Here is a 24,173-nt window from a genome sequence, read left to right as displayed (position 1 = left end):
CGCTGGCCGAGTCGTCGTGGTCACCGGCGGCAGTCGCGGCCTCGGCCGGGCAATGGCGCTCGGGTACGCCGCGCGGGGAGCGACTGTCGTGGTGGCCAGCCGCAAGCTCGCCGCATGCGAGGCGGTGGCACAGGAAGCCGCCGCGGCCGGTGCCGCCAAAGCGTTGCCGCTCGCGTGCCATGTCGGCCGCTGGCAGGACTGCGACCAGCTAGTCCGCAGGGTGCTGGAAGAGTGCGGCCGCATCGATGTGCTGGTCAACAACGCGGGAATGTCGCCCTTGTACCCGTCGTTCGCTGACGTTGACGAGGCGCTCTTCGACAAGGTGCTGGAAGTGAACCTCAAAGGCGCCTGGCGCCTGAGCGTGCTTGCCGGGGACCGCATGAAACAAGCCGGCGGAGGCACGATCCTGAATATCAGCAGCATCGCAGCTGTCCAGCCCACCGCCCGGGAGTTGCCGTACGCCGTCGCGAAGGCAGGTCTGAACACGCTGACCGTCGGGCTTGCGCACGCGCTGGGGCCGGAAGTCCGGGTCAACGCGATCATGCCCGGCGCATTTCAGACCGACGCCACGGCGGGCTGGCCGGAGGCCGCGGTCGCTGAGCTGTCCGGGACCCAGGTTCCGTTGCGGCGGCTCGGGAAGGCGGGCGAAATCGTCGCCGCGGCTCTTCACCTCACCGGGGAATCCTCGACTTACACGACCGGGGCGATCCTGAAGATCGACGGCGGCCTCGCTTGGGCGCCGGCATGAGCGACGAGCATCAGGACCCGATTTCGCACGAGGACCGGACAAGAATCGAGGCATGGCTCCGCAGCCAGCGCGCCCCTGCGAAGCTCGGGGACGCTCGGAGGCTCTCGGGCGGTACGCAGAACGTCGTGATCGCCGTCGACATCGATGGCCGCGAGGTCGTACTGCGCCGTCCGCCGGTCCATCCACGGCCGGCGAGCAACGCTTCGCTTCGCCGCGAAATGACCGTCCTGAGCGCATTGGCCGGCTCCGCCGTGCCGCACCCGAGACTGCTCTGGGCCTGCCCCGACTCGACGGTGCTCGGACGCGACGTCTTCTACTTCATGGAGCTGGTCGACGGCTTCAATCCGAGCGCGGAATCGAATCCGGTGTACGACGGGGATCCAGCGAAGCGCCATGCGGCTGGCCTGGCCGTCGCCGACGCACTCGGACGGCTGGCCAATGTCGACGTCGAGGCGGTCGGCCTCGCCGGTTGGGGAAAGCCGGGATTTCTGGAGCGGCAGGTCCCGCGGTGGCTGGCCGTCGCCGATGCGTATTCGGCCACCGCGGGCTACCGTTCCGCGGATTTGCCGCATCTCGTCGAGGTGAGTGCCTGGCTGCGGGAGAACCGTCCGCCGGACACACCGCCGGCCATCCTGCACGGCGACTACCAACTGGCCAACGTGCTGTTTCATCGCACTGAGCCGGAAGTGCTGGCCGTCGTCGACTGGGAGATGGCCACAGTGGGCGATCCCCTTCTCGATCTTGGCTGGCTCCTGGTCTGCTGGCCAGGAGGAAACGAGCAGGCCATCGAGCAACTGCCCGAAAGCCTAGGCGCGTCCGGCGGTCTCGCCGATCGCGCGGAGTTGCTCGCCGCGTATGCCGCGGTGTCTGGCCGGGACCTCGATTCAGTGGATTGGTACGTCGCCCTCGCGGGCTTCAAGCTGGGCATTCTGCTTGACGGAACCTGGGCGCGCCACCTCGCGGGCAAAGCGGACGGTGCGACGGCGAGGCGTTTGCACGAGGCAGCGATCGGTCTGCTCGAAGCAGCTTTTCGGATCACCTCCGGGCGCTGGAGCCTGCGGGACGCCGCGCTCTGAGTTTTCCCTGTTGCTCCAGGAGCGCAGCGATCTCGCAGGCGGCGACCCGGCTGCTGGACACAGCAAGGGCAAACGGAGTGCAGCCGCTCCGGATGCGGCCCCGCGACCGGATGCCGGCTGTTGCCTGCCAGGACGCGCGAAACCATCGGTTTGCCCTAGGCATGGGACCGGGTCGCGTCCGTGTGCCGATGGTGGCCGCGGATCGAATCGTTGGTCAATCCGGTGGGTCAGACCGGCTGGTTCGCCGCAGGGTGGCTTCTGCCGTTGCCGGTAGGACTTCCCAATCTCCTTGGCACGCCGCTGCGCCGCTCGCTGGTGGCGCCCGCCTGGCGGCAGTGCTTGTCACGACACGTTGACGCGTCGGCGGGCCAGTGAGCACTGGCCTGGGCGTGGCGTTCCCGTCTGCGGTACTCGCGGGAACGGCTGCCGCGCTCGCGGGATACGCCGCCTACGTTCTGGCGAGTTTCCTGCCCGCTTGTGCGAAAGCGTCCGGAGTGGTGCCCGCGCGAACCGGGTGATTGCCTTGCTCTTCCTCGCCCGGCGTTCCAAGGCCCGTGGCCACCGTCGCCACGCCTTCCGGGGTGGCATCATGCCGGCTCCCCGGTCGTTCCCCAGCGGTCCTGACCACGGACTGCCGGGGCGACGTCGGCCTGTCGATTTCGGTTACCGTGGCGCATCTGGCGGTCTATGGCTCTTACACCGTGACGGTTCCTTCTCGCCTGTCAATTCCGGACGAGGCCCGCTACACCGGAATTTCGCTGTGCTACCACGTCGCGGCGCTTCTCAGGAGTGGCCTGATCCCGATCCTCGTCAGTACGCTCGTCGCGTCGGCGGGCGGGGATTTCTGGCCCGCGGCAACGGCACTGGTGATCGCCAGCCTGATCACCACTGCCGAACTCACCCGAGCCTCCTCCGGCGGCCGCTGGCTCTCCGGCTGAAGTCCGTGAAGGCGCCCCTGGGGGAATCAGCGTCGGCGAAGGTTCCCTTCACGGCTTTGGCCGGCTCGGGCCGCGGTCAGCCTTCCTGTTTGGCGATCACCGGTTTCCGCTGAAGGAAGTCCGGTGGCAGCGACCATTTCCGCGCCACTTCCCGAGCGGCATCCGACGTGAGGAATCCTTCGATCGCCGGGCCGAGCTTGTCCACGACGGGGTTGTCCTTGCGGATTCCCCAGCCCACGATGCTCTTTTCGCCTTCGTAATACGCGACGGCGAGCTTGCCTCCGCTGTGCTGGGCGGAATAGCTGAACCCGACCCCGCCGTCGATGGCGGCCTTGATCCGGCCCTCTTCGAGGTCGCGCAGCTCCTGCGCGACCGACTGATAACTCTGGTTCCTGATCGCGGTCTTGCCCGCGTCCGTGCACTGCTTCGACCCGGCCGCGACCGCGGCCGCCAGCGGGGACGAACCGATCAGCGATCCGACGGTGCTGCCGCACAGATCCTGCCAGCTCTTGATCGCACCGGCGTCGGCAGTACGGGTCACCACCGCGTTCCGCTCTCCGGCGAAATCGATGAACGAGATGACCTTGCGCCGCTCCGGGGTGTTGTACAGCGACGTGATCAGATCGATCCGCCCGGACTGCAGGGCAGGCAGCAGTCCGGTGAAGGACACCTGTTTCCATTCCGCCTGGTACCCGGCATCGGCCAGGACGTGGTCGACCATGTCGACCATCCAGCCGGTGACCTTGCCGCCGCTCTCGCGGTACTCCCACGGCGGGAAATCGCCCGACGTGCCGATCACCAGCACCGCGGGCGCCGAGCCGCCCGAGGACCCGGCGCATCCGCTGAGCATCCCGGCGGACACGATCACCGCAAGACAACCGGCGAGCGCTCGCCGGGCTCTGTTCCCAGTAATGAGCACGACACTCACCTTTCCTCGGTTGTCTCGGCTCGGCCGACCGTCAGCGCGTAAGCGGGGCAGGAACGGACTGCGCGGTAGACGTGTGGCGGCACCGACGGGAACTCCGGCTGGAGCACGATCACCTTGTCCGTCTCGCCCAAAGCGAACACATCGGGTGCGGCGACGACACAATTGCCGTACGCGCAGCATTTCTCTTCATCGACCCGGATCTCGTACATGCGCGCCTCACTTCCCGCCGGCCTCGGGCAGATAGCGCGCCTGGAGCCAGGAGTAGAGCTGGACCAGTGGCCCCTCCTGCCAGGAAATCCGGCTGCGGGCCGAATGCCGCGAGCCCATCCCGCGCTGGATGGCGGCGTCGGCCATCCAGTCCTGCCGGTTCAACGCGGCATGGAAATCACCGGACATCGCGAGCAGGTCGTCATAGAGCGGGTTGGCTTGATAATCGGGCGGGGTGAGGTAGGACTGGTGGATGCCGGTGCGGTCGACCGCTTCCGGGCGCATGATCCGGTAGAACGCCGAATCGCTGTTGGTGCCGATCAGCAACGTGGGCGGGATGAGCACCCACAACGACACGGTCCGCTCTTCCTCGGTGAGACTCTCCAGGACGGGGAAAAACGGCTTGCCGGTCGGGTTCAGCGCGAAATCGGGGTGGATCGCGCGCATGCCGAACGTGATGGCGGCGTCGCCCTTTTCATGCTCGTGCACCTCGACCCCGGCCGAGGGCTCCACGTAGTGCGCCGGACCGTGCAGCCGGTCGACGTGGTAACCTTCGGCCGAATTCTCGTGCAGGATCTTCCAGTTCCACGGCATTCCCGGCAGATCGAGCGGCGGCGCGGACACCAAGTTCTCGAAATCCCAGTTCTTGACCAGTGCGGCGGCTTTTTCCAGCCGCGGCGCCAACGGTGCGGCATTGTCGTCGAGGTTGACGAAAATGAACCCGAGCCAGATTTCGCAGCGGAACGACGGGAGCCGGATCGCCGACGGGTCGAAGCCCGGGGTGCGATCCATGTCCGGAGCCTGTACGAGCTGCCCGTCGTGCCCGTACTGCCAGAAGTGATACGGGCACTTGAACGCCTTGCCGCAGTTGCCGCTGCTCTCGTCGAGGTCGTTCCAGTCGCCGTCCGCGCCGTCGCCCGGCGTGGTGATCAGCATTCCCCGATGGCGGCACACCGACGACAGCGCGCGGATCTCCATGTCGGCGCCCCGGACGAGCACCATCGGCTCGCCGAAAAGCGTCACGGTGAAGTAATCGCCAGCATTGCGCAACTGTTCGGTGCGCCCCACGCAAAGCCATTCCTTTTCGAAGATGTGCTCGCGCTCGTATTCGAAGATCGCCGGGTCGACGTAGTACCGCGGGGGCAGCGTCAACGCCTCAGCCGGCTCGACGGTGGACTTCGCGAATTCCTCAAGGTCGTGCATCTCGTCTCTCCTGACTACTTTTCGTCACCTTCGGCGGGCACGCTCGCGACTGCCAGCACGCCGTCGCCGAGCACCGTTCGCAAGAACTGGCGGGTACGGGGTTCTCGCGGGTTTTCCAATATCTGCTGGGGAGTTCCCGACTCGACGATGTTTCCGCCGTCCATGAAGACGACGCGAGTCGCGCAGCGGCGAGCGAACGACATCTCGTGGGTCGACACGATCATCGTCATGCCGAGCTCGCCGAGTTCCTGCATGATCTGCAGGACCTCCCCGACCTTCTCCGGGTCGAGGGCCGAGGTGGGTTCGTCGAACAGCAGCACGCTCGGCTGGGCGGCGAGCGCCCGGCAGATCGCGACCCGCTGCTGCTGCCCGCCGGAGAGCTGGTGCGGATAGGCGTTGCCGTAGCCGGCCAGCCCGACGGCCGACAGCAACCGGCCGGCGACGCGCCGGACCTCTTCCGGGTCCCGTTTCTGGGTCCGGACCGGCGCCGCCGCCAGGTTCTTGCCCACGGTCAGGTTCTCGAACAGGTTGAACTGCTGGAAGACCATGCCGACCCGGGCGCGGGCGCGATCGCGCACCCGCCGGCGTTCGCTCGTGATCACCGTCCGGGCGCCGGACCGATCGGTCCGGGTGCCCAGCTCGACCCCGTTGACCTCGATCACGCCGCTGGTGACCGGTTCGAGGTTGTTGAGGCAGCGCAGCAGCGTGGTCTTCCCCGAACCGCTCGGGCCGATGACGCACACCACCTCACCGTGGCGGACATCCAGATCGACGCCGTTCAGCACGACGTGATCACCGAACTGTTTCACCACTCCCCGCGCCGAAACAACGTGGGGCCGGCCCGGCGGTGCTTCGCTGAGGACGACCTCGTCGAGCAGCCGTTTGGCCTCCGCGGCCGGTGGCTGATCGCCCGGCGCGCTCGGCAGGTCACGCGGCGGCTTGCGCCGGGTGTAGTCGAGCTTCTTCTCCAACGCCCGCTGCACGAACGCGATCACCGTGTTGACCACGATGTAAATCGCTGCCGCCCCACCGAAAACCGCGACGAACTGGAACGTCCGCGACACCTCTTGCTGCGCCCGCAAGGTGAGCTCGTCGACCGCGATCACCGACGCCAGCGAAGTTTCCTTGACCAGGTAGGTCGCCAGTGTGCACAAGCCGGGGAGGACGACGCGCAACGCCTGCGGGCCGCGAACCAGCCGGAACACCGTGGCCGGGGACATGCCCAGCGCGGCGCCGGCGTCGAGCTGTCCTTGCTTCACCGCCATCAGCCCGCCGCGCGAAAGCTCGCACACGAAGGCGGCGAAGGCGATGGTCAGTGACCAGATCGCGGTGAGCTCACCGCCGAGCCGGAGCCCGATCGCGGGCAGGGCGTTATACCAGAAAATGAGCTGGAGCAGCACCGGCGTTCTCCGGATGACCCAGAGATAACCACCGACCAGCCAGCGCAGGAAACGGATTTTCCCGTTGTGCGCCAGCGCCAGCGCGAGTCCCAGCAGGAGGGAAAGAACCAAGGTCGCGCCTGCGATGCGCAGGGCTACCAGAATGCCTTCCAGGAAGTAGGGCAAGGTCGCGTACCCGAGGATGTCGTTCAGCATCTGCCACCCTCACCAATCTGTGTGGTGTGTTACGGCCCGGGCCGCGGTGGACCGGACGAGGACTCATCCCCCAGACGCATCGGCACGGTCCAGTCGAAATCGACCCGGCCTGCCTTGATCACGTGCATCACGTCGACGGATTCCACCCCCGGCAGCGGGTAGAGCTCGCTTTGCAGGAATCCGTAGAGATCGCGGTCGCTGTGGAACAGAACGTCGATGAGAAGGTCATAGACACCGCTCGTGAAACCGACGTACAGCGTGTACTGCCGGGACGAAATGCGTTCCGCGATCGCCTCGGCCGTGCCCGGTTCGCAGCGGATGCCGAAAACGACGTCGCAGGCATAACCATGGGCGGACGGGTTGAGCACCGCGGCGACCTTCATCAGGCCGCCCTTGGTCATCCGGGCGATCCGGTTGCGGATCGTCGGCTGGCTGGTGCCGAGTTCCCGTGCGATCTGCGCGTTGCTCATCCGGCCGTCCTCGCGGAGCAACCGGATGATCGCGCGGTCGGTCTCGTCCAGATGCTCGAACGACAGGTGAGCCGGCTCCGGTTCCGCGGCCCACACGGTGCGGGTGCGCACCACCCGAGCCCCGGTCCGCTCTCGATCCTCGTCCATGCCGGAGAACCGTAAGCCTCGTTTTCTGATTCGACAAGCAAAATCAGAAAAGATCTTGATATCGAAAGTCGCACTGGTGCAAAAGCGCTCAACCAGTTAAAGTCTCACCAGCTACCGGTGCTACTGGCCTTCAGATCGGAGCGAACATGTCTTCCCCTTCCGCGCACACCGTCGTCGTGGGTGCGAGCGTTGCCGGGCTCGGCGTGGCGGAAAGCCTGCGTGCTTCCGGGTACGAAGGCCGGATCACCGTGCTGGAGCGCGACTCCGAGCAACCGTGCGACCGGCCCCCGCTTTCGAAGGGCTTCCTTCTCGGCGAGGACGCCGGCATCGAACTTCCTTACGCCGCAATGGCTGCCACCGAGGGTGTCGAAGTCCTGCTCGGCGAAGAAGTCACCGCGCTGCGGCCGGACCGGAACCTGGTCCACACCGCCACCGGACGCACGCTGACGTATTCCGATCTGGTCGTGGCCACGGGTTCGCGGCCCCGCCGGCTGCCCGTGCCGGGGCGGGACGCGGTGGACATCCAGGTCCTTCGCGGGCGGCGGGACGCGATGTGCTTACGCGCTCGCGCGGCCGGGGCTCGGAGCGCGGTCATCGTCGGCGCCGGAGTTCTCGGCCTCGAAATCGCGTCGTCGTTGCGCCGGCTCGGCGTCGACGTCGAAGTGGTGACCAATCTCGACGTGCCGCTCAATCCGGCTTTCGGCAAGGAACTCGCCGAATTCGAGCGAGTGCTGCTGGCCGCGGCGGGTGTCGGATTCCGGTCGAATACCTCCGTGCGCAGCTACCACCCGGGCCCGGCCGGGACGACACGCGTCGAGCTGGAGACGGGCGCGGTCCTGACTGCCGACCTCGTCGTCGAGGCAGTCGGCGCCGAACCGTGCACCGGCTGGCTGGCCGGGAGCGGGCTGACCGTCGACGACGGAATCCACTGCGACGCAGGCCTCCAGGCCGCGCCCCACGTGTACGCCGCGGGCGACGTATGCCGATGGTTCAACCCGCGCTACGGGCGTTCGATGCGGATCGAGCACTGGACGAATGCCCTCGACCAGGCCGCGCTGGCCGCGCAGAACATCGCGGGGAGCGAAAAGCAGGTCCTGGACGGCATTCCCTACTTCTGGTCCGACCACTTCGGCTGCCACCTGCAGTTCGCCGGCACCACCACCGGCCACGGGGTGAGCGGCCAGCGAGGCGCGGATTCCCTGACCGTCCGCTACCTCGACCGCACCGGCCGCGAGATCGGCGTGCTGTCGGTCAACGACCCCCGGCCCATCCTCGAACACCGGCGGCAGCCCGCCGCCGGATGACCCAGCCGCAAGGAGCCTTCTCATGCCCGACGTCCTCGTCGCCGGCACCCCGTTCGGCCTCCAAGTGGCCGACCCGTGCGGGCGCTGGCTGACCGACGCGCACGAAACCGTCCTCGAATCCCTTCCCGGGGTCCGGCTCGAACACCTTTCCGCGCGCGAACTGAGCGACGGTGTGCGGCCCCGGCGCAAGCCGAACGTGGTACTGCTGGAGACCAGCGGCATTTCGGCCGAGTACGCGTCGCTGCCCGGGCTGATCCCCCGCTCGGCGCTCGACGGCATCATCACCGGGGAGCTGCGGTGGATCCAGAGCTGCTCGGCCGGAGTCGAGCACCTGCTGCCGCTGGTTCCCGGCGGTGTCCCGCTCACCAGCGCTTCAGGGGTCCACGCGAAGGCCGTCGCCGAGGTGGTCCTGGCGGGAATCCTGGCCCACGCCAAGCGGTTCGACACCCGGCGGGACAATCAACACCGCCGCGCGTGGGAGGCACTCGATTGCCGTGAGCTGGGGGCGACCACGGTCTGCGTGCTCGGCGTCGGGCACATCGGCGCCGAGATCGCCCGGCTCTGCAACGCCTTCGGCATGCTGGTCGTCGGCGTGGCCAGGAATGCCCGGAAACTCGACGGTTTCGGGACAGTCTTCCCGCAGTCCCACCTCCACGAAGCCTTGCGCGGAGCGCGATACGTGGTCGTGGCCTGCCCGCTGACCGAGGCGACCCGGGGAATGGTGGACGCGGCCGCACTGGCGCAGCTCGACCCGTCGGCGTATCTGCTCAACATCGCCCGCGGGCCGATCGTGGACGACGACGCCCTCGTTGACGCCCTGCGCAGGAACGCTCTCTCCGGCGCCCTTCTCGACGCATTCGAGCTGGAACCCTTACCGGGCGACCACCCGTATTGGAGCCTGCCCACCGTCCGGCTCCTGCCACACGACAGCCATTCCTCACACCGTCTCGGCGACAATCAGATCAAGGCGTTCGCCGACAACCTGCGCCGGTTCGTCGACGGCGAAAGCCTGCTGAACGTCGTCGACCCGGACGCAGGCTATTGACCTGCCACCCCGCGAGAACAGGAGAAAACCCTTGAGCGACCAGATCGGATTCGCCGGACTCGGCGTGATGGGACTGCCGATGGCGCTGAATCTGCGGCGGGCCGGCCATTCCGTCCGCGGGTTCAATCGATCGTCCCGCGGCCGCGACGAGTTCAGTGCGAGCGGCGGCGAACTCGCCGGATCGATCGGCGAACTCGCCGCCGAGTGCACTGTGGTCTTCGCGATGCTTTCCGACGACGCCGCCGTCGAGGAAGCCGTGCTCGGCCCGGACGGGATCGTCCGGTCGGCGCGGCCCGGCACGCTGCTCATCGATTGCAGCACAGTCAGCCCCGCGACGGCCCGCCGCACCGATGCCCTCGCGGCCGAAAGGGGACTTCTGACCGTTGACGCACCTGTCAGCGGCGGCGAGGAAGGCGCCCGCACCGGCACGCTTTCGGCCATGGTCGGCGGGAGCGCCGAGGCGGTGCGGCGGGCGCGGCCGTATCTGGACGCGGTGGCGGGCACGGTCACCCACGTCGGCCCGCCGGGTGCCGGGCAGCTGGTGAAGGCAGCGAACCAGGTGATGGTCGCCGGTCACCTTCTCGTGCTCGGCGAGGCGCTGCAACTGCTGTCGGGATCCTCGGTGGACACGGCGGCGGCGCTCTCGGCATTGCGGGGCGGGTTGGCGCAGAGTGCCGTACTCGACCGGAAAGCCGAGCGCATGCTCGCCCGCGAATTCGCTCCGGGCTTTCGCATCCGGCTGCAGCACAAGGACATTCGCATCGCACTCGGGGTCGCCGAAGAATGCAACGCGCCAGTTCCCCTCACCGCGCTCGCCGCTCAGTTCCTCGCGGGCGCGATGTCCGCCGGGCTCGGCGAGCACGACCATGCCGCGCTGGGCCTGGTGCCCGGGCTGCTCGCCGGGCATGCTCCGGAATGACCGTCACGGCCGGGCGCTCGACCCCCGGAGGTACACGGTGGTGGTCGTGGTGAAGAACTCCCGCGCCGCGCGGCCCTGTTCTTTGGGGCCGAACGCGCTCTGCTTGGTCCCGCCGAAGGGCACGTGCGGGTCTGCTCCGGCGGTTTCGGAGTTGATGTGCAGCACCCCGACGTCCAGCTGTTCCACCGCCGCGCGAACGGCCCGCAGGTTGTCGGTGAACACCGCCGCGGACAGCCCGAACGGGCTCTCGTTGACCAGATCGAGCGCGGCCTGGTCGTCGCGGACCCGCCGCACCGCCAGCACCGGGCCGAACAGTTCTTCGTGCCACAACTCGCTTTCGCCCTCCAGCTCGACGATCGTCGGCGGCAGGAAGGCTCCGGCCTGGCGGAATTCGTCCGGATAGCGATACCCGCCGGTGAGCACCCGGACCGGATCCCGCTCGGTGGCATCGAGCGCGGCCTGGATCCGGTCCCGGGCGCTCGCCGTGACCACCGGCCCCATCTGGATTTCCGGCGACAGCGGGTCCCCCACGTTCAGCGCTGCGGTGCGGTCGGCGAGCATCGCGAGGAATTCGCCGGCCACCGCGTCGGCGACCACGAGGCGCGAAGTCGCCGTGCACTTCTGTCCCGCCGACCGGAAGGCACCGGCCATCACCTCCGCGGCGGCGAGGTCGAGATCGGCGTCGGCCAGGACCGCGGCGGCGTTCTTGCCGCCCATTTCCGTCTGGATCGGGCGCGCGCGGCGGCCGCAGATCTCGATCAGCCGGGTGCCGACTTCGGTCGAGCCGGTGAAGGTGACGGCATCGATGCCGGGGTGATCCACCAGCCTGCCGCCCAGGTCGCCGGTGGTGAGCAGCAGGTTGAGCACGCCATCCGGCAGCCCGGCCGTCACGAGCGCCTCGGCGAGCCGGATCGCGAGCAGCGGAACGACGCTGGCCGGCTTCCACACCACGGTGTTGCCGTAGCTCAGCGCCGGGGCGATTTTCCACGCCGGGATCGCGATCGGGAAATTGAACGGCGTGACGACCGCGAACACCCCGACCGGCTTGTGCAGCACCTGGATCTGCTCGCCTTCCCGCGGCGAAGCGAAGACCTCGCCGACCGGCCGCAGGCCCTCGGAGCCGGAGAAGCGCAAGATCTCCGCGGCCCGCCGCACCTCGCCGATGCCCTCGGCGACGGTCTTGCCTTCTTCGCGGGACAGCTCGGTCCCCCACTCCTGCGCCCGCTGGTCGAGGAGGTCGGCGGCCCGGCCCAGGATCCGCCCGCGGACCGGATGCGGGGTCGCCGACCACCGGGGAAACGCCTCGCGGGCCGCGCCGACCGCCGCGTCGAGCTCCCCGGCGCCGGCCAGCAAGCCCTCGGCCACGATCTCGCCGGGGCGGGCCGGGTTCACGTCGATCAGCTGCGCGCCGGAGCCGGTCCGCCACTGCCCTGCCACCAGATGCCGGAGAGAAGCACTCGGGGTATTCGCTGTCACAGCAGTCCTTCCTGATCGACGAGGATTCGTCCATCGTGCCGGGCACGGCCGCGGTCCACACTGGACGCATCGGCGTGCGCGATCGGCTGCCGCACGCCGTTTCGGCCATCGATCTCCCGCCGTGGCGCTGTTTGCATCGGTACCGCAGCGAATCCGTCCTTTCTGGAGGCCACGACATGACCGACCAAGTCCGCCGCGTCCGCACCGAGGTACCGGGGCCGCGGTCGCAGACCTTGCTGGCCCGGCAGCGCGCGGCCCTCCCGGCCGGGCTCGGCTCCGCGCTTCCGGTGTTCGTGGAATCCGCGAGCGGTGGCGTCATCGCCGACGTCGACGGCAATGCGTTCATCGACTTCGGCAGCGGCATCGCGGTGACGACCGTCGGCAATTCCGCGCCACACGTGGTAGCGCGGGCCACCGAGCAGCTCCGGCGGTTCACCCACACCTGCTACCTGGTCAATCCTTACGAATCGTATGTCGCGGTCTGCGAAAAGCTGAACGAGCTGGCGCCGGTCGCCGGTGCAGCGCGCACGGCATTGTTCAACAGCGGCGCCGAAGCGGTCGAGAATGCCGTCAAGGTCGCCCGGGCGGCCACCGGACGACCCGGGATCGTCGTGTTCGATCACGCCTTCCATGGCCGCACCCTGCTCACGATGGCCTTGACTGCCAAGAACATTCCGTACAAACAGGGTTTCGGGCCATTCGTCGGTGACGTCCACCGCGCCCCGATGGCCTACCCCTACCGGTGGCCCACCGGGCCGGAGAACTGCGCGCGGGAAGCCGCCGACGCACTCGCCGATCTCATCGACCGCCAGGTCGGCGCCGGCACTGTCGCGGCCGTGGTCGTCGAGCCGATCCAGGGCGAGGGCGGGTTCATCGTGCCTGCGCCCGGATTCCTGCCGGCGGTCCGGCAGATCTGCTCCGACCGCGGGCTGATCCTGATCGTGGACGAGGTCCAGGCCGGCATCGCCCGCACCGGCTCCTGGTTCGCCAGCGAGCACGAAGGAATCCGGGCGGACCTCGTCACCTCGGCCAAGGGTCTCGGCGGCGGGCTGCCGATCGCCGCGGTCACCGGCCGGGCGGACCTGATGGACGCCGCGCCCGCGGGCGGCCTCGGCGGAACGTTCAGCGGGAATCCCGTGGCCTGCGCGGCCGCGCTCGGCGTGTTCGAAGAGATCGAGGAACACGATCTGCTGGCCAGGGCCCGCCGGATCGGCGAGATCATGCTCCCGGCGTTGCACGACCTCCAGCGCTCGCACGAAGCCGTCGGCGAGGTGCGCGGCCGGGGCGCGATGATCGCGATCGAGCTGGTCCACGGTGACCGCCGGCCGGATCCCGGTCTCACCGCGCGCGTCGCCGCCCGCTGTCATCGGGAAGGTCTGCTGGTGCTCACGGCGGGCAGCTTCGGCAACGTGCTCCGGTTCCTGCCCCCACTGTCCATTTCGGACGACTTGCTGGCGGAAGGCCTGTCAGTGCTGCGCTCGGCCGTCGCCGCGGAGGTGTGACGGACGCCAGGCAGTCAAGGCCAGCAGGAGCTCGGCGCGCACGTGCGCGGAAGCGAGATCGGTCCCGAGCAGCTCCTGGATCCGCTCCATCCGGTTCCGCAGCGTGTGCCGGTGCACGCCGAGCGCCGCGGACGCCGCCTCCCACTGGCCGTGGTGCTCAAGGAAGGACTGCAGGGTCATGACGAGAGCGGTGCCTCCCGCCTCGTCGACCTCGGCCAGCGGGCGGAGGCGGGTCTCCGCGACGGCGTGCAGGACCGCCCGGGTTTGCGGGTGCCCGGCCAGGATCCGGCCAGCCAGCGCGTCGAACTCGACGAGTGTCTTCCGCTGCGCCTGCGCGACCCCGGCCGCCACGTCGGCTTTTCGCGCGGCGGCTGCCAGGCCGGATACCACGCTGGTTCGCGCCAGTCCGATGGCCGGCGTGCCCCCGGTCCGGCGGATTTCCCGCAGCCACTGCTCGACAGCCGGATCGCCCGGAAGCACCACGACGGCGTATCCGTCGCGGGCCGCTGCGACGTGCGGAAGGTCCGGCACCGCGACGAGCGGTCCGCGGATGGCCAGCACCACGAGTTCGTCGCCGACCGGAAGCCCGGCGAGCCGCAGGTACCGCTCGGCCTTCGCGGCGTCGAGGTCGCCCTCCAGCACCAGAGAAAGGACCAGGCCGCTCAGCTCGCGCCGGGTTTCCCGCATCCCGGGCGGTCCTTCCTGCTCCATCGCGATGAGCGACACCGCGTGCCCGATCAGCAGATGATCGGCCGAGGCGAGGTCCCTCCTGGCCGCCAGCACCAGGAGTGCGCGCACCCGGCGGCCCGCCCGGATCGGGTGCACGGTCACCACCCCATGTGCTCCGGCGCGGGAGCACGTCGTCCCGGCGTTTCGGCAGGCCGCCGCCAGATCGTCGCGGACCGGCAGATTCGCCGCGGCAGGCGGATGGGCGGCGAGGACGTTCCCGTTCGGGGCGCAGAGGACGACGTCGGAACCCGTGGCGGCCACGAGGCTCCGGACCACCGCCGCCGGGCCGCCCCGGAGCGCGGCCCTCGTCATCCGGGGCAGCGCCCGGGAAGCCCGCACCACGCCCTCGTACTCCTGTTCGGCGAGGCGATCGGTGACCGTTCGCACGATCGCCACGAACGGCGTCCGCAGCGGCACCTCCAGCACCGGCAGCGCCAGCTCGCCGGCGGCCTCGACGAGCTGCGCCGGGATCGCCGCGTGCGACAAACCGACCCCGAACCCCAGTGCCGCGACCCCCGCCTCGGCCAACCGCTGGAGATAGCGGCGGCCGTCCCCTGGCGGCAGCCGCAACCCGGTCGTCAGCAGCAACTCGCCACCGCGGAGCCACCGCCGGGGATCGGCCAGCTCGATGCTGTGCGCCCAGCCGATCTCCCGGTCCAGCCCCTTCTCCCCGCCGGCCACGGACAGCCCGAGCTGCCGCTGCTCCACGAGCCAGCGCACCGGGACGCTCCTGGCCGTCACACGAGCGCCGCCTCCGCCGGGTACGGAGTGGTCAGGGCGCGCAGCCCGGTCTCCTCCACGACGAAGTTGTCCTCCACCTTGACCACGACGATCGCGCCGCCGGCTTCCACGCTCGTCTCGGGTTCGAGCGCAATGCACATCCCGGTTTCGAGGGTGTCGTCGACATCCATCAGCGAGGCATTCGCGGCGACCGGCAGTTCGCACAGGCGGAGCCCGATTCCGTGCCCGATCGCGTAAGGCGTGCGGCCGAGCCCTTGCCGCGACAGGTAATCGTTGACCGCGCGGTGGATGGCCGACATCCGGACGCCGGGGCGAGCGAGGTCCCGCGCGATCTCGTACGCCGCCAGAAGGTGCTGGTACGCCTGGAAAACCTCGCGCCGGGGCTCGCCGACGAACGCCGTCCTGGCCGCATCGGACCCGTATCCGCCGACGCCGTAGCAGCCGATGTCGAAGAAGTACGCGTCCCCTTCCCGCAGGGACGCGTTCCTGGCGAACCAGGCACCGCTCCCGCCACGCACATTGCACACGGAATGCGTGACGAACTCGACGCCGGCTTTCAGCTGTGCCCTGGCCGCCTCGCCGAGGATCTCGTCGTCCGTCACGCCCGGCGCCACGATCGACATCGCCGCGTCCATCGCCAGCGAGTTGACCCGCGACGCAGCCTCGACGAGCACGATCTCCAGCGGGTCCTTGACCCGCCGGACCCGGTAGAACGCCGTGCTCGACGGAACGAACTCGACCGACGGGCACGCCCGGCGGAGTGCTTCGACGAGTGCCACGTCGATGGCGTCGACACCGATCCGCCGGGCGCCCGCGGCGGCGATCCGCCCGGCCACGAGCCGCACCCAGGTGCGCGGGTTCGCGCTCGCGGGGCTCCATCCCGGGTGCGGGTGCAGCGCGCGCACGTTCGGCAGGTCGGCGATGGGATTCTCGATCGTCTCGTCGACGTACTCCACGAAGACCTCAGCCTCGCCGTCCGCGGAGACCAATGCCGCGTGCCACGCGGAGTCCGCGGTGAGGTGCGAACGATAGCCGGTGGCGTACCGGATGTTGTCAGGCTCCTGCAGGAGGATGTGATCCAGCCCGGCTTCGTCGCAGAACTCCTTCAGCCGAGCCGTGCGCGCTGCCCGAAGGGCGGCCTGATCCACGTCGGGCCAGTCGTAACGCCGGTTCATTCCTTCACCTTTCCCCAGTGCACCGATCCGGATGCAAAAGCGCTTAGGCAAGCGTAAGCAGCCGACCGGAGCGGTGTCAACCGTGGTACAGCTCAGGCCGCAGATGCCGGCGGTAATCGACTTCGGCCGGAGCGGACCGATTCAGGGAAACATCGACGGAAATCACCTGAGCCGCGCCTCCGAGAGAGTGCAGAACGGCACCGTTCGCGCCGACCGTACAGGATTCACCGGTAAACCGGAGCCCGTCCTCGACACCGGTCCGATTCACATACACCAATGGCGTGCGGTTTTCGAGTGCGCGCGCCCGGATGGCGATCCGGTGTTCGGGACCGTAGGGATCCATGTTCGCCGCCACCGCGACGAACAGGTCCGGTTCCTGCCTCGCGAGAGTGCGGGCCACCTCGGGGAACTCGACCTCGAAACAGGTCATCGGCGCGATCCGGAGACCGGCCAGCTCCACCGCGGCAACCTCGTCATCAGGCCGGAAAACCGCGCGCTCCCTGCCGAACAGATGCGTCTTGCGATGCACCCCGGCGACCCTGCCGTCCCGGTCGACGCACAGGAGCGAGTTGTAGATCCCGGCCCCCGCCTCCGGAAACCCGAGCACCGTCGCGGTCGAATACCGCGCGGCCAGCGCGCATATCGCAGCCAGTTCTTCCGACCCGAGATCGAGAGCGACATCGCGGACGTAATCGAGCCCGTAACCCGAAAGAAAAAGCTCCGGAAAGACGGCGAGATCCGCTTCCGGAAAAGAGGCCAGCGTGTGCGCGACCGCCGCGATATTGCGTGGGACCGAAGCCGGTACCGGTTGCAGCTGGGCCAGCACCACCCTGATCGGCAGCTGCCCCATCGCACCTCCTCACCCCGGCCCAGCCAGGCATACTGCAAAAGTGCTTTACCAGAAGATTATCCGCCCGGTACCCGGGCGTCAACCGACGTCGCGCGCACTGCCTGAACGATCGAAGCGGCTGGGATAGGCTGACCGCACCATGAACACGAGACGCCCGAGCATCCACGATGTCGCAGCCGCGGCCAACGTTTCCATCACCACGGTTTCGCATGCCTTGAGCGGCAAGGGACGGCTGCCGCAGGAGACTCGCGACCACGTGCGGCAGGCGGCGGAACGCCTCGGCTACACCCCCAGCTTCACCGCCCGCGGGCTCGCCACCGGGCGTTCCACGCTGCTGGCCATCCAAGCGTCGGGGTTCGGACCGGAGACCCTCGTTCCCGACCTCGCCTACATCACCGACATCCTCAACGCAGCTTCGAGCCACGCGCTGGAGCGCGGGTACGCCCTGGTGGTGCTGCCGCCGCAGGCGCCGGTCGCGCACATCGAACGCCTCGGGTTCGAAGGGGCGACGGTGATCGACCCGCTCGGGCAGGAGACCCTGCTCGGCGCGATGCGCGGCCAGGGCAAACCGGTGGTCACCATGGGCCGCATCGTGACCGGCAGCAGCTCGATCCCCTTCGTGGACACCGACCACGACGCGGCGACGACAATGGTCCTCGACCACCTCTGGGACCAGGGTTACCGCCGCCCGGCGGTCCTCACCGGCGGCCGGGGTCTTTCCTACGTCGAGAGCGTCACGAGGACCTACCGCGGCTGGTGCGCCGAGCGGACGATCCCGGACCGGATCGTCGAGGTCGACGGCAGGCTCACCGACGAGTCGGGCCGCCAAGCGATGTCCGCCGCGCTGCGGACCCGCCGCGGCGAGATCGACAGTGTGTACGCAACGCTCGACGCCCTCGCCATCGGCGCCATGACGGCGGCCCGGGACCTGGGGATCAGCGTCCCGGACCAGCTCGGCATCGCGTCCATCACGGATTCGCCGCTGCTGCGCATCCCGAACCCGATGATCACCGCCCTCGACCTCCACCCGGCCGTCATCGGCGTGAAAGCCCTCTCGATGCTCATCGACACCATCGAAGGCGGTTCCGCGGGCGGGAAAAAGCAGGGCGAGCTGATCCCGGCCGACCTGGTGGTACGCGATTCCACCGCGCGGGGCGCTTCGGGGTGAGCACCCGGGTTTGCGCAGTGCCGCCGGGACTCCTGAGCAATTCGGCCACCACGGCAGACCGGGCGCACATCATCTGATGGTCGCCGTAGATCTCGAACACCCGCGCCCGCGCAGGAAGACGCGACGACATCCCGGGATGCCGGATCGCCCAGTGTCAGATCCTGCCCGGCTGCGACATACGTGATCGGAACGCCGGGGTCCGGGAACCGTTTGAGCTCGGCTTTGTCCGTGTAGGTCACGCACTGGTGCGGCTGCTGCCGCATCCACACCGCGCGCCTCCGCTTCCGCTGCCTCGTTCATGCAGGACTGGCGGAAGACGTCCCACGGGCAGGACACGCTGTAGCCGGGGCTTGCCCGCGCGGCTCGCCGCCAGCCCCGGGTAGACAGTGTCCGCCACGCTTTCCCCGTCATGGAGCACGAAAGCGGTCAGGAAGAACAGCCCGCCGACGCGGTCGCCAAGCTCTTCGGCCGCCCGGTGCACGACTGAGCCGCCGAAACTGTGCCCCGCGAGGATGAGATCGGAAACGTCCTCGGCGAGCACCGTCTCGACGGCCGCGGTCACCGGATCCGCGTGCCGCAGCCCTGCCCGGGAAGGGTGGGCGCGAGGGTCCGGCAGCCGTCCGCGTCCAGGTGCGGGCGAACGCCGTCCCACGCCCACCCGCCGTGCCAGGAGCCGTGCACGAGAACGAGAACCGGCGTGGTCACGTGGTCACCCGCTTTCCGGCCGCCGGATCCCGCTGCCGGGATTCGTGTTCGGCGACGCAGGCACGATGGAACTCCCTGCTCAGCCCTGCGCACGAGGCGCAAATCGCCTTCAGTTCGGTGCTTCGCGGATCCCGGTCCATTTCCACTGCGGCATAGCTTTCCGCGCAGACATGACACTTCACCCGCGCCGCCCAGATGTCGGCGACCTCGTCGCGCGGGTCGTGCTGCCGCCGGAGCACGACGGTGCGGGACTGCCTGCGGTAGATCACCGCGTACGCCCCAGCGGCGACGAGCAGGGTGGCCGGCGTCGACCAGGTCCGGCCGATCGCGCCGCCGTACTGGTTGAACAGGATGCCCAGCACGGAAACGGCCACCCAGAGCCAGGTGCTCGCGGCCACACTCGCCAGCCGGCCGGGGCGGAACTCCGGCAGCGTGGCGCCGGGACTCTTGCGGGACATCGCGATGTGCACGAGCGCGATCCCGATCCAGCCCGCCACGAACACGCCTTGCCAGGCCAGGGCGAGCAGCAGATAGCTCGGCACATCGGTGAGGATCATCAGGTACGCCACCGCCCCGCAGAGCAAGGTGGCGCCGATCCGCGACAACCGGATCCGGAACAGCTTGCGGAAGCACACCACCAGGTTGATCGACGCGACATAGAGATTCCCGGCGTTCACCCGCGCCTGGTTCACCCAGATGAACAGAATCCCCCACCCGCCGAGGAGGGCGACGATCGTGGTCAGCACCGTCGCTTCGGACGCCGCTCCGAGGAATTTCCCGGAATACGCGATGAGGATTCCGGCCAGGCCGTTGCCGAGCAACGTCAGCACGTAGAACAGGGGCCCGAACGTGACCAGGCCGTTCACCCGGACGTCCTGGGGCCTTCCCATCCGGGCGAAGTCCATGGTGAACAACACGAAAACCAGAATGCCCAGGTACACGAAGCAGACGTACAGCCAGCCTGGCGCCGCCAGGTTCCCCGGCCCGGCCGGCGCCTGCCTGATCCAGCCGAACGCGTCCCGGTTGCCCGCATTCGCCACCAGCACCGCCACCAGCAGGCCGATGACGTAGACCGGAAGCAGGACCCGGTTTCCCTTGTCCATCCACTTGCGGACCCCGCCCATGACGAGCGGCAGGTTCAGCACGATGACGAGCGCGTACCACAGCCACAGGTCGAACCACCCGAAATAGGCATGGAATGCTTCCGCCGCGACGGAAATCTCGAAAACCGCGTAGTAGATTCCCGTCGCGGCAAGGATGATCGAGGCGATCACCGCGCCTCTCGTGCCGAACAACCGTTGCGAGAACAGAAACGCGGTGAGGCCGGTGCGCGCGGCGAACTTCGAGAACACGAAACCCAGAACGCCGTAGATCGCACACGCGAGCACGATTCCGATCAACGCATCGACGGCACCCACCGTCGCGGTCAGCGTGGCCGCGGTGACCAGATAGAACATTCCGCTCAGCAGTGAATACCAGGCCATGGAGAGCGACCTTGTGCTGCTGCGCCAGGTCAGCGGGACCACGTGGTTCGTGTAGTCCTCGGCGGCCGACCTCTTCACTACCGTCGGATCATCGGAATAAGTGACGTCCAAGGGGACGGGAATACCGGTATCACGGGACATGTGGCTTCATTTCCAGGAGACTGGACAGGGCAGTGGTCGCGAGCAATCGGAAGTGATCGCAGTGGTACCGCGATCCGGTGGCGCGCCGGCTGATCAGCCGCAGCAATCCCCGCGCAGGTCTTCGATACCGGGGCCCGCTGTTCCCACCACTCAACGGTAAAGCGCTTTTCCAACTGTGTCAACGGTCACTTTCCCGGCCTCCCCTGCCTTCGAGCCGGGTCAGTACACCCCTTCGACATAGCGTTCGTAACGCGCGAACAACGGATTCCCGGACCCCAGCTCGGAATCGAGGTTTTCGCTTCCGAAGTCGAACAGCGACCGGGACAGCCGGACCACCGGTTCCACGGCCGCGATCCGTTCCTCCTGGTAGGCCGCGAGCGCAGCGGGGACGTCCCTCCCGGACTCGAGCGCGCGGCCGAGCGCACTCACATCGGCGAGTGCCTGGTTGGCTCCCTGCGCCAGCCCCGGCAACATCGGATGCGCGGCGTCACCGAGCAGGGCAATGCGCGAGGAACACCATTCCTTGAGCGGCTTGACGAAATCGTGCAGTGCATTCCGGATGATCGTCGGCCGGTCCGTTGCCCGCAGCAGATCCGGCACCGGGCTGCCTGCCCAGGCGCCGAAACGGGCGAAGAACGCCTCGACATCGTCGACGAGTCCGTCCCCTGCCGCGAACCAATAGGCCCGGCCCTTTCCCATCGGCAGATAACCGAAATGCCCGTCCGGTCCCCATACCTCCGCTTCGGCCATCGGGTCGATGCCGGTGTCCGCCAGGTCGAACAGGCCGCGCCAGCGCACGAGACCGTCCGAGCTGAATTCGCGCTCGCCGAACAACGACGTGCGGACCACGGAATGGATTCCGTCCGCGCCGATGAGGACATCACCGTGCACCACGCGGCCGTTGGAGAATCGGCAGGTGACCCGGTCGGCGGATTCTTCCACCCCGGTCAGCGCATGGTCGAGGTGAATGCGCTCGCGGCCCAGCGCGTCGGCCAGCATCCGGTTCAGATCGCGCCGGTAGACGCCGGCCAGTACGCCGCCGAACCGCGCCGACCACGCGGTGATGTCCCGGACGTCGAGAACCTCGCCCGTCGAACTGAAGGTACGGTAGCGGCTGAGCGAGGTCGAAATCGACGCGAGCTGCTCGCCGACCCCGAGCTCACGCAGGATGCGGACGCCGTTCGGCCACAGGTTCAGCCCCGCGCCGGCGGTCCGGATCTCCGGCTCGCGCTCGAACAACAGCACTTCCCAGCCGAGCTGGCGGAAACGGAGACCGGCGGTGAGGCCGCCGATGCCCGCGCCGCACACGAGAACCCGTTTCGTCACGGTCGCACCTCAGTATCCGGCTTCGAAATCGGGTACCCCGCGCAGAGGCTCCCCGGCGAGGTAATGACGGAGGTTTTCGCACAGCAGGTCGACGTTGCGATCGCCCACGCTCGCGGAGAAGTGCGCGTCGTGCGGTGTGATCAACAGGTTCGGCGTGTCCCAGAGCTCGCTGTCTTCGCCGAGCGGCTCCTGCACGAAGACATCCAGGTACGCGCCGGCGATGACCCCCTCGCGCAGCGCCGCGGCGAGGTCTGCCTCGTTGAGCACCTCGCCTCGCCCGATGTTGGCCACGAAGGCGTGCGGCGGGAGGAGGGCGAGCTGCTTGGCCGTGACGAGGTCGAGGGTCTCGGGGGTCTTCGGCAGCGCGGCGATCAGATAATCGGCGCGGGGCAACAGGTCCTCGAGCCCACCGCCGTGCATTTCGTCGTACAGCGGATGCGGTTCGGGATTGCGCCGGACGCCGGCCACCCGCATGCCGAACGCACGGGCCAGCTTGGCGAATCCGTTCCCGAGACTCCCGGCGCCGAGCACAACGGCCGTCTTGCCGTGCAACTCGCCGTATTCGATCATGTCCCACCGGTGCGCACGCTGGTTCTCGACCCGCTCCAGCAGGCGCTTGGCGTGCAGGAGCATCGCCGCGAGAACACTCTCCGCGAGCCCCGCGCTGTGGATGTCGACCGCCCGGACCATCGTGACGTGCGGCGCCAGAATCGGCGCGACCTTCTCGATGCCGTGGCTGCAGGATTGGAGCCAACGCAGTTTCGGTCCCTGGAGCCGCTGAATGTCGCGGCCCCGGACCAGAAACCGCAGCCATTCCGAATCGTCCCACTCGCTCGCGGTGCCGGTGGTCTCGGTGAGGATCACCTCCGGCGGGAACGCGGGCTCGGCTCCCGATGCGAGCTCGTCCCGCGACATGTGCATCAGATTGATCCGCGGTGACACCGACTGGATCGCCTCGCGGTGCCGCTCGGTCAGCCAGGTGCCGTCGGGAAAGGGCTTGCTGTAGCTGTAGGGCACGCCGGCGACCAGCACGTGAATCGGGCCGTCCGCACTCAGCGGCGGGACGACGTGAGGGTGTCTGAACTCTACCATGGGCACATCCTATGCAAAAGCGATTTTGCAGTCAATGGCCGGCCTTGGCCTTGACCACGCGCGCGGCGATTTCGAGCATCCGTTCCCTGAGTTCGAGCACCTCCGCGCGGTCTGCGCCGGCGAGCGGGCGCAGCGCCTCGCCGGCGACCACCGACCCGGGCACCTCGGCGGCGTTGGACAGTTCCGGGAACAGCTGGCCGGAAACCCGGACGAAGGTGCCGAGGCCGCCGAGATCAGCGGTCCCCAGCGGCCCGATCGCCATCCAGCGCGGTGCCAGCCCGGCACTGACGGCCAGATCGATGTCGGCAGCGTCGGCCACGCCGTGTTCCAGCAGGGACAAGCATTCCCGGAAGACGGCGAACTGGATCCGGTTCCAGACGAAGCCTTTCACCTCCGCGTTGACCCGGATCGGGTGCTTCCCCATCGACTCGACGAAGGCCGCTGCCGCGTCGAGCGCCCCGGCCGAGGTCGAGGCGCCGCCGGCGACCTCGACGAGACAGGTCCGGTCCGCCGGATTGAGAAAGTGCAGGCCGAAGAAACGCTCCGGACGGTCGAGCACCGCGGACAGCTCCGTCAGCGACAGGCTCGACGTGTTCGTGGCGACCAGCAGCCCCGGCCCGCCCAGCTCGCCGACGAGCCGGAGAACGTCCATTTTGGCCCCGGCGTCTTCCACGATCGTCTCGATCACCAGGTCGGCCACCCCGATCGCCGACGCGTCGAGCGGGCCGCCGTGCACCGGCCGCCCAGCCCGGGTCGTTGCCTCCCGCGCAGCCTGACGAGCCCGTTCCGCGTTACGCCCCACCACCGTGGTGGGGTGTGAACCCCCGGCGGCCGCGGCGGCAATGCCGACCGCCATCCGCCCAGTGCCGAGGACGACGACACGCATGTTCCACCTCCGGTCAGCTCAATACCCCCCGGGAGCGGGCAGCCGCACCGCGCCACCGGAGCAGTCGCTGCCCAGCCTTGAAAAAGGGTTTTTGCATTTGAGTGGAGGAGGCTAGGCTCCCGCTGGACACGATGTCAACCGGCAGCGGTGCGCGCGACCGCACGTCCTTCTGCCGCGGCCCTCGTGATCAGGCCAGCGCGGATCGGCCCGATGCCGGCGAGCTCCAAGCCGGATCTTTCCGTCCCGGGCAACCGGGCGGAGCTCAGGGCGTGCCGGCTTCCGGCCGGCTGGCGGTATCGCTGGAAGGTCCTTCGCATA

General features: G+C 68.7%; 23 protein-coding genes. 8 read left to right on the top strand and 15 right to left on the bottom strand.

What is annotated here, in order from left to right; all coding sequences use genetic code 11:
- The first annotated feature begins 16 nt into the window (after window positions 1–16).
- The 3 genes from BM362_RS37470 (at window position 17) to BM362_RS37460 (ending at window position 2,762) form a co-directional block, all read left to right on the top strand.
- Complete coding sequence (locus BM362_RS37470) at window positions 17–748, top strand: SDR family NAD(P)-dependent oxidoreductase (protein WP_244287410.1); 732 nt, start codon at window positions 17–19, stop codon at window positions 746–748.
- On the top strand, window positions 745–1,824 hold the full coding sequence (locus BM362_RS37465; protein ID WP_093576446.1) for a phosphotransferase family protein: 1,080 nt from the start codon (window positions 745–747) through the stop codon (window positions 1,822–1,824). The genes BM362_RS37470 and BM362_RS37465 overlap by 4 nt, the downstream gene beginning before the upstream one ends.
- A 554-nt stretch (window positions 1,825–2,378) precedes the next feature.
- Window positions 2,379–2,762, top strand: coding sequence for an MHS family MFS transporter (locus BM362_RS37460; protein ID WP_143132606.1), 384 nt, complete (start codon window positions 2,379–2,381; stop codon window positions 2,760–2,762).
- 76 nt (window positions 2,763–2,838) lie between these two features.
- Here BM362_RS37460 and BM362_RS37455 read toward each other — a convergent pair whose 3' ends face one another.
- From BM362_RS37455 to BM362_RS37435, 5 genes are read right to left on the bottom strand one after another with little or no spacing between them, the layout of a single operon-like run.
- Window positions 2,839–3,681 carry a transporter substrate-binding domain-containing protein gene (locus BM362_RS37455; protein ID WP_143132605.1) on the bottom strand — a complete coding sequence of 281 codons (843 nt, stop codon included), beginning with the start codon at window positions 3,679–3,681 and terminating at the stop codon, window positions 2,839–2,841.
- A gap of 5 nt (window positions 3,682–3,686) precedes the next feature.
- Entirely contained in the window at window positions 3,687–3,899 is a 213-nt protein-coding gene (locus BM362_RS37450) for a ferredoxin (RefSeq protein ID WP_093576375.1), read from the bottom strand.
- Between the two features lie 7 nt (window positions 3,900–3,906).
- Complete coding sequence (locus BM362_RS37445) at window positions 3,907–5,100, bottom strand: aromatic ring-hydroxylating oxygenase subunit alpha (protein ID WP_067581970.1); 1,194 nt, start codon at window positions 5,098–5,100, stop codon at window positions 3,907–3,909.
- A gap of 14 nt (window positions 5,101–5,114) precedes the next feature.
- Window positions 5,115–6,695: an amino acid ABC transporter permease/ATP-binding protein gene (locus BM362_RS50125; RefSeq protein ID WP_093576374.1), complete on the bottom strand. Its 1,581-nt coding sequence runs from the start codon at window positions 6,693–6,695 to the stop codon at window positions 5,115–5,117.
- Window positions 6,696–6,724: 29 nt separating this feature from the next.
- Window positions 6,725–7,312, bottom strand: coding sequence for an Lrp/AsnC family transcriptional regulator (locus BM362_RS37435; protein WP_093576373.1), 588 nt, complete (start codon window positions 7,310–7,312; stop codon window positions 6,725–6,727).
- A 146-nt stretch (window positions 7,313–7,458) separates the two neighbouring features.
- On the opposite strand from BM362_RS37435, the gene BM362_RS37430 reads away from it, so the two are divergent.
- The 3 genes from BM362_RS37430 to BM362_RS37420 are packed head-to-tail and all read left to right on the top strand — an operon-like array spanning window position 7,459 to window position 10,580.
- Complete coding sequence (locus tag BM362_RS37430; protein WP_093576372.1) at window positions 7,459–8,616, top strand: NAD(P)/FAD-dependent oxidoreductase; 1,158 nt, start codon at window positions 7,459–7,461, stop codon at window positions 8,614–8,616.
- A gap of 22 nt (window positions 8,617–8,638) precedes the next feature.
- On the top strand, window positions 8,639–9,661 hold the full coding sequence (locus BM362_RS37425; RefSeq protein ID WP_093576371.1) for a D-2-hydroxyacid dehydrogenase: 1,023 nt from the start codon (window positions 8,639–8,641) through the stop codon (window positions 9,659–9,661).
- 31 nt (window positions 9,662–9,692) lie between these two features.
- On the top strand, window positions 9,693–10,580 hold the full coding sequence (locus tag BM362_RS37420; protein WP_093576370.1) for an NAD(P)-dependent oxidoreductase: 888 nt from the start codon (window positions 9,693–9,695) through the stop codon (window positions 10,578–10,580).
- A gap of 3 nt (window positions 10,581–10,583) precedes the next feature.
- Here BM362_RS37420 and BM362_RS37415 read toward each other — a convergent pair whose 3' ends face one another.
- Window positions 10,584–12,056 carry an aldehyde dehydrogenase family protein gene (locus tag BM362_RS37415; protein WP_067581956.1) on the bottom strand — a complete coding sequence of 491 codons (1,473 nt, stop codon included), beginning with the start codon at window positions 12,054–12,056 and terminating at the stop codon, window positions 10,584–10,586.
- A 176-nt stretch (window positions 12,057–12,232) separates the two neighbouring features.
- Between BM362_RS37415 and gabT the strand changes: the two genes are divergently transcribed.
- Window positions 12,233–13,558 (top strand): 4-aminobutyrate--2-oxoglutarate transaminase, encoded by a 1,326-nt coding sequence (gabT, locus tag BM362_RS37410; protein WP_067582376.1) that lies wholly within the window; start codon window positions 12,233–12,235, stop codon window positions 13,556–13,558.
- Here gabT and BM362_RS37405 read toward each other — a convergent pair.
- From BM362_RS37405 to BM362_RS37395, 3 genes are all read right to left on the bottom strand, one after another.
- On the bottom strand, window positions 13,523–15,007 hold the full coding sequence (locus BM362_RS37405) for a PucR family transcriptional regulator (RefSeq protein ID WP_208865456.1): 1,485 nt from the start codon (window positions 15,005–15,007) through the stop codon (window positions 13,523–13,525). The two genes, gabT and BM362_RS37405, sit on opposite strands and share 36 nt — an antisense overlap.
- Before the next feature lie 17 nt (window positions 15,008–15,024).
- A complete protein-coding gene (locus tag BM362_RS37400; RefSeq protein ID WP_067581949.1) occupies window positions 15,025–16,203 on the bottom strand; it encodes a M24 family metallopeptidase in 1,179 nt (392 codons plus the stop codon).
- A gap of 76 nt (window positions 16,204–16,279) precedes the next feature.
- Window positions 16,280–17,053, bottom strand: coding sequence for a nitrilase-related carbon-nitrogen hydrolase (locus BM362_RS37395; protein ID WP_093576368.1), 774 nt, complete (start codon window positions 17,051–17,053; stop codon window positions 16,280–16,282).
- 139 nt (window positions 17,054–17,192) lie between these two features.
- On the opposite strand from BM362_RS37395, the gene BM362_RS37390 reads away from it, so the two are divergent.
- Window positions 17,193–18,221: a LacI family DNA-binding transcriptional regulator gene (locus BM362_RS37390; protein ID WP_093576367.1), complete on the top strand. Its 1,029-nt coding sequence runs from the start codon at window positions 17,193–17,195 to the stop codon at window positions 18,219–18,221.
- A 235-nt stretch (window positions 18,222–18,456) separates the two neighbouring features.
- Here BM362_RS37390 and BM362_RS37385 read toward each other — a convergent pair whose 3' ends face one another.
- From BM362_RS37385 to BM362_RS37365, 6 genes are all read right to left on the bottom strand, one after another.
- Window positions 18,457–18,783, bottom strand: a complete 327-nt coding sequence (locus tag BM362_RS37385) for an alpha/beta fold hydrolase (RefSeq protein ID WP_067581937.1) — start codon at window positions 18,781–18,783, stop codon at window positions 18,457–18,459.
- The gene (locus BM362_RS47095) at window positions 18,780–18,926 is read right to left on the bottom strand and encodes an alpha/beta fold hydrolase (protein WP_143132604.1); all 147 of its coding nucleotides are present in this window, start codon (window positions 18,924–18,926) and stop codon (window positions 18,780–18,782) included. Before BM362_RS47095 ends, BM362_RS37385 begins: the two co-directional genes overlap by 4 nt.
- Window positions 18,923–20,521, bottom strand: a complete 1,599-nt coding sequence (locus tag BM362_RS37380) for a purine-cytosine permease family protein (protein ID WP_143132603.1) — start codon at window positions 20,519–20,521, stop codon at window positions 18,923–18,925. The genes BM362_RS47095 and BM362_RS37380 overlap by 4 nt, the downstream gene beginning before the upstream one ends.
- 249 nt (window positions 20,522–20,770) lie before the next feature.
- Window positions 20,771–21,877 carry an FAD-dependent oxidoreductase gene (locus tag BM362_RS37375; protein ID WP_093576365.1) on the bottom strand — a complete coding sequence of 369 codons (1,107 nt, stop codon included), beginning with the start codon at window positions 21,875–21,877 and terminating at the stop codon, window positions 20,771–20,773.
- A 9-nt stretch (window positions 21,878–21,886) separates the two neighbouring features.
- Window positions 21,887–22,969, bottom strand: a complete 1,083-nt coding sequence (locus BM362_RS37370; protein ID WP_093576364.1) for a D-2-hydroxyacid dehydrogenase — start codon at window positions 22,967–22,969, stop codon at window positions 21,887–21,889.
- Between the two features lie 31 nt (window positions 22,970–23,000).
- Window positions 23,001–23,855 (bottom strand): 3-hydroxyacyl-CoA dehydrogenase family protein, encoded by an 855-nt coding sequence (locus BM362_RS37365; protein WP_093576363.1) that lies wholly within the window; start codon window positions 23,853–23,855, stop codon window positions 23,001–23,003.
- Between the last annotated feature and the right edge of the window lie 318 nt (window positions 23,856–24,173).

This window comes from Amycolatopsis rubida (assembly GCF_900115345.1).
Taxonomy (GTDB): Bacteria; Actinomycetota; Actinomycetes; order Mycobacteriales; family Pseudonocardiaceae; genus Amycolatopsis; species Amycolatopsis rubida.
Note: the sequence above shows the minus strand (reverse complement) of the source record. Positions and strands in the feature narration are given on the sequence as shown.